An 8,874-nucleotide genomic window follows, 5' to 3' on the forward strand; every position below is an offset into this window, starting at 1 on the left:
GTCCCTGGCCCTGGAAAGCCCGTACTACATCAAGAACGCGGTCAGCAACCAGGTACTCAAGGCCCGGGAACTGATGCTCAGCCAGGTTCACCAGGGCAGCACGCTGCCGGGCAGCGCCGAGGCCGCGGCCGCCAGCCTGGAATACGGCCATGGCCGCCTGGGGGTGGATCAGGTCACAGCCGGTGGTTTCGACAACCTGGCGCTGCTGAGCAACGGTCTGTTGAGCTTCGCTGGCGATGTCTCGCTGAACATGGGCCAGAGCCTGCGCCTGTACAGCGGCGCCCTGAACCTGAGCGACAGCGCCGCGGCCAATACCCGGGTCAACCTGTCGGCGCCGTACCTGCTGCTGGCGGGGATGCTCGCGCCGCTGGAGGGCAAGGACCAGTACGTGCGCCCGGTATCCACCGGCACGCCGTCGCAACGGGCCACCCAGACGCAGTTCAATGCCAGCGGCAACCTGATCGATGTGCGCGGCAATGTGGTGTTTGGCAGCAAGGGCAGCTTGCGCCAGGCCGACAACAGCCTGGTGCTGGTCGAGCGCCGAGGGTTCGATGATGTGCAGCTCAGCAGCCAGGGCGATTTGCGCTTCCTTGCTGGGCCCGGCACCGATGTGATCGCCAAGGGCATCAGCACCCAACTATTGACCCAGGGCGACATGACTCTGCGGGCGGCACAGTTGTACCCCGGCACCGAGGTCGGGGCCCGGGTGATTGCCGGTTACCTGAGTGAGCCTGTCGGCACCACCATGGATTTCAACCCGGCGCGCACCCTGACCATTGGCCGCAACGGCAGCACCGATTCGGCCGTGCCTTACTCGGCCTTCGGCCGCCTGCAATTGGGCGCGGCCACCATCAAACAGGGCGGGGTGCTGCGTGCGCCCCTGGGCTTGATCGAGATCGGCAACCTGGGCGCCAGCCAGGTGGAGCTGCTGCCTGGCAGCCTGACTTCGGTGAGTGGCAAGGGCCTGGTGCTGCCCTATGGCGGCACGGTCGATGGTCAGGTCTACAAGTACAACGGCAAGACCGTGAGCTTCCTTGGCCAGGGGGCACGGGTCAGCGGTAACAGCGATCTGAGCATCGGGGTGATCCTCGGCGGCAAGTCAGTAGCGGTGCGCCCCGAGGCCACGGTTGACCTGTCCGGAGGCGGCGAGCTGCTGGGCGCGGGCTTTATCTCCGGGCGCGGCGGTTCCACCGATGCCCGCTACAACCCGCTGGTGCAGATCGGCGCCAACGGTGGCCTGATCCTGCCGGGCCTGGCCACCAACCCGATCTACGCCATTGTCCCTGGGGTACAGCCGGGCTATGCACCAGCCGCATCAGAAGGCGGTGCAGTAGACCCGATGATCGGCCAGCAGATCACTCTCGGCGCCGGGGTGCCGGGGCTGCCGGCGGGCACCTACACCCTGATGCCATCCACCTTTGCGCTGATGCCGGGGGCCTTCCGCGTGGAGATCAACGGTCTGGCCGGGCTGGGCAGCGAAGGCGCCACCCAGCAGTTGCGCAATGGTTCCTGGTCTACCGCCGGGCGTCTGTCGATCGCCCATACCGGGATCAGCAACAGCGTCGCCAGCCAGCTGATCCTGACGTCGGCCGACACCTTGCGCCGCTATTCCCAGTACAACGAAACCGGTTATGCGCAGTTTGCCAAGGCCGATGCCGCCAGGCTTGGGGTACCACGGCCGATGCTTGAGGTGGACGCCAAGACCCTGAAGCTGGCGTTGCGCGAAGGCGCTGGAGCCGATGCGTTCTCCTTCGCCGGCATCGGCCGCTTCGAGGCCGCAGCCGGAGGTTATGGCGGCACAGTCACAGTGATGAGTTCCGGTGACACAAACACCGAGGTGGTGGCGGCCGGCAAGTCGTCTAGCGACGGGTTCAAGGGGGTGACCCTGAGGGCGGACAGCCTCAATGCCCTGGGCGCCACACGCCTGGTCATCGGCGGCTTGAGCTCTCTCACTTATGGTCAGGGAGGTAACTACATCTCATTTGATGAGGGTGGTTACTTGACGCGGGGCTCCATCACCTTGCGCTCTGGGGCGAGCCTGGCAGCGCCGGAGGTGTTCCTGGTGACAGGGGGCGGGGCAATCCTTGTGGAGCAGGGGGCCTCGATCAACACCATCGGCAAGGGCAAGGCCAGCTACGACGCCACTGATGGTTTTATCTACAAAGCAGCCAATATGCTCGCGGTATCCAACGGCTTGCTGAATGTGATCAGTACCTCGCTATCGGCCTCGACTACCAATAGTGGCATCAACATAGGCGGGTGCAGCACTACCCTGTGCAGCGGGCAGACCACACTGCACTCCGAGGGCAGCTTTGTCGCCGTGACCGCAGGCACCTTCGAGTTGGGTGATCAGGTGCGCTATGGCACCCGCCACTTGAATCTAGGGGTGAAAAATATCAACGTCGGCAGCCCCGAGGCCCTGGCGGCCGCGGCTGCGGCCAATCGCCTGCCTGGCGGCATGACCTTGAACCAGCAACTGCTGGAGCGCCTGCTGCGCGGTGACCGCCAGTTCGGCGCCCCAGCCCTGGAAACCCTGCAACTCTCGGCCAGAGACGGCTTGAACTTCTACGGCAGCGCCAGCCTGGACACCTATGACCCGGTTACTGGCAAGTCGCTGCTGAACAACCTGATGCTCTCCACCCCGGCGATCTACGGCGCCGGCGGTGCCAATGATGTGGCCAGCATCCACACGGCAAACCTGATCTGGCTGGGTGCCGAAACCCCGCCTGGCGCGGTGGTGGCCGGTGGTGCCGGTACCGGCAGCGGACGCCTGTCGATCAATGCCGAGCGCATCGAGTTCGGCTATGGCGCTTTCGCCCAGCCCAGCACCATCAAGAGCTTCGACCGCCTGGCCCTGGGCTTTGCCAACGTTGACCTGAATGCCAGCCAGCGCATCACCGCCAACCACAAGGGCAGCCTCTCGGTGTACCAGAGCCAGGGCGCCTATGACCCGCTCAAGGGCTTCGCCTACAGCGGTGGCAACCTGAATATCCGCAGCCCGCTGCTGACCGGCGAGGCCGGCTCGGTGAATCGCATCAGTGCCGGTGGCGCCATCGATATCAGCGCCACCGCCGACCCCCGTGGCGAGACCAAGGGCTATGGCGCGGAACTGTCCCTGCAGGGCGATAGCATTCGCCTGGCGAGCGCGGTAGTGCTGCCCAGTGGCAAGGTGACCCTGGAGGCCCGTGGTGATGTGGTACTGACCGATGCCGCGCTGATCGATGTGGCGGGCCGCGCCATGGTCTTCAACGACCTGACCCGCTACGGCAGCGGTGGCGAGGTGCTGTTGCAGAGCCGCGCCGGCAATGTGCTGCAGGCGGCTGGGTCGAGCATCGATCTGTCGGCCAATAACAATCAGGCCGGCAAGCTGCGGGCGGTGGCCGTGGACGGCAACGCCGGGCTGGTGGAGCTGGCGGGCAAGATCCTCGGCGCCAGCAGCGGCTACTACGATGCCGGCGGCACCCGGGTGCCTTACCTGGGCGGCGCGGTGGAAATCCAGGCCCAGCGCCTGGGCGCCAGTGGCACCCAGGACGAACAGTTCGCCGCCCTCAACCAGCGGTTGAACCAGGGCCAGGTGTACGGCGCGCGCAGCTTCCAGCTCAAGCAGGGCGACTTGACCATCGGTAACGGGGTCAAGGCCAGCAGCATCAACGTCTCCCTGGACAATGGCAGCCTGCAGGTCAACGGCCTGGTGGACGCCAGCGGCGAGCGGGTCGGCAGCATCAACCTGGCAGCCAGGCATGGCCTGACCCTGGACAGCAGCGCGGTGCTCGATGCCCATGGCAGCCAACTGCGGGTGGACAGCTACGGCAAGATCATCGACTCGCCCAACCGCGCCACCGTGGTACTCGGCTCCGGCGAGGGCCGGCTGACGTTGGCCGATGGCGCACGCATCGACCTGCGCCATGGCACCGATGTGGCTGTGGGGAGCGCCGCCGGGCAGAACGACGGCCGCAGTCGCGGCACCCTGGAGTTGAACGCGCCACGGCTGGTTCAGGTGGACGGCAGCAGCAACGATATCGATATCGATGCCCATGGCCGCTTGGATATCCAGGGCGCCCGTTCGATCGCGGTCAACGGCATGATCAGCTACGACGATGCGCCACTGAAAAATGACAGCACCGCCAGCGGCCGGCCGTATCAGCAAATCACCCAGGACTACCTGGACAAAAAACACCAACTGAGCACGGCCTTTATCAACGCCGCGTTGCAGAACAACGACCTGTTGCAGAACAAGTTGGCCGGCTTGAACAACGCCACCTACGCCGATGCCTTGCACTTGCGCCCCGGCGTGCAGATCGTCAGCAAGACCGCCGATGGCGACCTGGTGGTGCAGGGCGACCTGGACCTGTCCGGCTATCGCTATGCCAGCCTCAACCCTCATAGCCAGAAGACTTCGGTATATGGCTCCGGCGAGGTCGGCAGCCTGACCCTGCGTGCCGGTGGCGACCTGAATATCTACGGCAGCATCAATGACGGCTTTGCGCCGCCGCCACCGACCGTGGATGACAAGGGCTGGGTGCTGCTGAAGGGCGTGGACTTTACCGGTGGCAACATCATAGTGCCGGGCACTGGGGTGACCCTGGCCGATGGCACCCGTTTCCCCAGCGGCACCACCCTCAACTACGACTTGCCGATCAAGGGCCTGACCCTGGCGGCGGGCACCCGCCTGCCGGTGACCGTGCAACTCGATCAGAGCCTGACCCTGCCGGCGGGCACCGTGCTGGCCGCCGCTGTGCGCGATGCCGCGGGCAACCTGCTGTTCGCCGCTGGAACCCTGCTTGGTGAGGCCCAGACCCTGATCGCCGGTACCCAGCTGGAGGCCGGCAACCTGCTCGGCCAGAACATCCTGGTCAAGCCCCTGACCTGGCCCAAGGGTGTGGAGTTGCCCAAGGTGGTGGGCGGGGTGCTGCTCGACGGCAGCAAGCCGCTGCCCAAGGGCGCGCTGATTCCCACCGGAACGGACGTCAAGCTGCCGGGGGGCGTCGAGTCGGTGCAACTGCGGCCGGAGGTGGCGGGGCGCAGCAACCAGCTCTGGGCCATTGCCCCGATGCTGGCCGAGGGTTCGCAGTCCTGGTCCCTGCGCCTGGTGGCCGGGGCCGATACCGAGGCCGCCGACAGCCGCATCCTGCAGGCCAATCCGCGCAGCGGCGACCTGCATCTGGCGGACAGTCACTACGGCATGTTCGCCAAGGAAATGCCCTCCAAGAGTGTGCGCATCTGGACCCAGCAAGCGGCGGACGAACTGGCCGCGTCGGATATCGTGGTCAAGGCCGGGGATCCGATCGATGAGCAGTTTCTGATCGATCTGGGGCAAACCTCCATCGACCAGTTCTGTTCGGACAACCCGAGTTACTGCGCAGTCAAGGCCAGCTTCGCCTGGACCCAGCAGGCCGTGGACGACCTGGCCGGGGCCGGCATAGTGATCAAGGCCGGCGACCCCATCGATGCGAAGCTGCTGGCCGACCTGGGGCAGCCTTCGGTCGAATCCTTCTGCAAGGACAACCCGAGCTATTGCACGGCCATGGCCGACAAGGAATACGCGCCAAAACCGTCCAGCAGCCGCTTCAGCGTGGTGCGCACCGGCACCGGCGACCTGCAACTGCTGAGCGCCGGCAACCTGAGCATGGATTCGTTGTACGGGGTCTATACCGCCGGTACGTCATCCACCGCCACCTCCGCTGCCGATCCTTACAACCAACCGCGGAATCTGGGCGCTGGCGGTAAGGTGCTCAACGACCCAGGCAGCTACTTCGAGCAGTTCGTCAATGGCAGTGGTACCAGCCTGTACCGCGCCTGGTACCCGGAAGGTGGGGGTAACCTGCGGATCGATGTCGGCGGCAACCTGACCGGCAATATCACCGGTGTGGCGGGCAATAGCCTGGCCTGGCCCAACCCCAAGGACAACGGCCAAGACTCGGCCGAAGTGGGCAACTGGCTGTGGCGCCAGGGCAGTGCCGATGTCGCCACCGGCGGCTCGGCCCAGCCCACGGCCTGGTGGATCAACTTCGGTACCTACACGGCGGCGGGCGCTGCCGACCGGATGGTGGGCTTTACCGGGTTCGGCACCTTGGGTGGTGGCAATCTTGAACTGAATGTCGCGGGCGCTGCCGGGACCGTCGACACTCCCGCGAATGCCAACGATCCGGCCACTGTGGCTCCGCGCAGCCAAGGGCTGGTGCTGGCGGTGGGCAGTACCGGCCGGGTAGCCAGCGATGGCAGCTTGCAACTGACGGGGGGGGGCGATCTGCGGGTGAATATTGCGGGTGCCTTGAACCCCGCCAGTGAAATGGCGATGGAGCGTCGCAACGGTATGCTGGTGAACCTGCGTGGTAACACCACCTTGCACAGCGGTTCCCAGGGGAGCATCGATCTGCTCTATGGCAGCGTCGCCACGGATCACAATCCAAGTGAGACTCGCGCCTTCGACTCCTTGCGCTCGACCCTTGGCGTGACCCGGGGGGGGCTGAGCTTGATGCCCGGAGATGCCACCTTCAACCTGCAGAGCCTGGGGGATCTGGTGGTGCAGAATGTTGAAGACCCAGGCCGGGTCAGGCAGTTCAACCCTGCGCTTTTCAACCGTGGCAGCCAAACAGGCACCGGACAGAGTTGGTTTACCCTGTGGACCGATCGCACCGCTATCGATCTGCTGTCTCTGGGCGGAAATTTGGCCCCCATCACCAACCCCGCCGGCACCGATCTGGCGGTGGTCTATCCGTCCATCCTCAGGGCAGTGGCAGCCAGTGGCAGTCTTTACTATGGCCAGGCCGGCATGCAGCAGACCGGTACGATTGCCTTTCGTGAGCCGTTGCTTCTGGCGCCAGGGGGCCATGGCCAGTTGCAGTTCCTTGCCCAGGACTCGATCCATGCCGGCGGCTTCATCGTCAGCCAGTCAGGCGCTGCGGCCAGCTCGATGGCCACTCCATGGCACCCGGCGTTTGTCGGTCGAATCGGCGGTGTGGTGGCGGCCAGCAATCTGTCGATCAATGGCAACTCGGCCTCTTCCAGCTTGCCATTGTTTGCCTTTGGCTCGGGCAGTGTCGCCGGGCCTGTTGGTGGGGCTGCGGACCCGGCACGGTTCTACGCAGTGAGCGGAGACCTGGTGGGGGTCAGCAGCGGTCGGAGCATTGCCTTTAACAGCGCATCGTTGCACCCCGGCCAGACCTGGTATGAAGGCAGTCGTCCGGTATGGATGATGGCCGGACGCGATATCGTCGGCAGTGGGCGGCTTGTTGTCGACTTTGACCCTAATAGTTCGTCGACTTCGCAGGGCAACCTGTTCGTGCACAACAACCCCAACGACATCTCCATCGTCAGCGCCGGGCGCGACATTCTCTACAGCAACTTCATGGTTGCCGGCCCCGGCACCCTGGAGCTGACGGCGGGGCGCAATATCCTGATGGAGGACAAGGTCAGCATCACCAGCATCGGCGCTGTGGCGCCGGGCGACAGCCAGCCAGGGGCGAGCATCGTGATGCAGGCCGGGGTCGGCCCTAAGGGCCCGGACTACCGGCGCTTTGTCGACGCCTACCTGGACCCGGCCAGCCTGGCCGGAGGCAAGGTCTACAAGCTCTACGATGGGGAACTGCAGGCCTGGCTGGCTGAGCGCTTCGGTTTCACCGGCGACAGCGCCCAGGCCCGGGCCTACTACGCGGCGCTGCCGGCGGAGCAGCAGCGGGTGTTCGCCCGTGAGGTGTATTTCGCCGAGCTCAAGGCCGCCGGCCGTGAGTACAACCAGGACGGCGGCGTGCGCCAGGGCAGCTACGCCCGGGGCCGGGCGGCGATTGCCGCGCTGTTCCCGAGTACCGACGTGGCCGGCAACCCGATTACCTACAAGGGCGATATCACCCTGTTTGGCGGGGCCGGGGTGCACACCAACTTCGGCGGCAATATCCAGATGCTGACCCCGGGCGGCAACCAGACCTTCGGCATCGAAGGCACCGCGCCACCGGCGTCGGCGGGGATCATCACCCAGGGCGCGGGGGACATTCAGCTGTATTCCCTGGGCAGCATCCTGCTGGGCCAGAGCCGGATCATGACCACCTTCGGCGGCTCGATCATGGGCTGGTCGGCGGCGGGTGACATCAACGCCGGCCGGGGTTCCAAGACCACCGTGGTCTACACCCCGCCCAAGCGCGTCTACGACACCTGGGGCAATGTCAGCCTGGCGCCTTCGGTGCCCAGCACCGGGGCGGGGATCGCCACCCTCAACCCGATTCCCGAGGTGCCGGCCGGCGATATCGACCTGATCGCGCCTCTGGGCACCATCGACGCCGGCGAGGCGGGGATCCGGGTCTCGGGCAACGTCAACATTGCCGCGCTGCGGGTGGTCAACGCGGCGAACATCCAGACCCAGGGCAAGTCCTCCGGGGTGCCGGTGAGCGCCACGGTCAATACCGGTGCTATGACCTCGGCCAGCGCCGCCGGCTCCGCTGCGTCCCAGGCCGCGGAAGATGCCGCCCGCAACCAGCAGGCGGCGGCCAAGCAGGGCCGGGCCTCGATCGTCACCGTGGAAGTGCTGGGCTTTGGCTCCGAGCCGGTGCAGCGCCAGCGCGAAGAAGCCAGCCGCGCCCCGGGCTACGACCCCGACAGCCCGGTGCAGGTCCTGGGCGCCGGCCCCCTGAGCGACCAGGCCCGGGCGCGTTTGACCGATGAGGAGCGGGGGCAACTGACGCTGTAGGTTCTCTCGTGGTAGCAAGCTTGGGGGGCGATCGTTGATCGCCCCTTTTTTTGGCTGATGGGAACGGGGTTGTGTTGCTGGTTGGCGGGGAGGGAAGAGAAGAGCCGGGGCGGCGTGCAGGACGGTTTGCTTATAGTTCCGGCCTGCGATCTGGGTGTTCTGCGTCGAAGCCCTGGGTGGGGTGTGGGGGGAGG

At 65.9% G+C, this 8,874-nt stretch carries 1 protein-coding gene; it reads left to right on the plus strand.

Annotated elements, in window-relative coordinates; genetic code table 11:
* Positions 1-8,680 (plus strand): filamentous haemagglutinin family protein (locus tag DNK59_RS31380; RefSeq protein WP_110725845.1); only part of this gene is annotated, 8,680 nt, incomplete at its 5' end.
* Positions 8,681-8,874 lie beyond the last annotated feature (194 nt).

Origin of the sequence: Pseudomonas sp. TKO26, from assembly GCF_003225665.1 — a bacterium.
Lineage (GTDB): Bacteria > Pseudomonadota > Gammaproteobacteria > Pseudomonadales > Pseudomonadaceae > Aquipseudomonas > Aquipseudomonas saponiphila.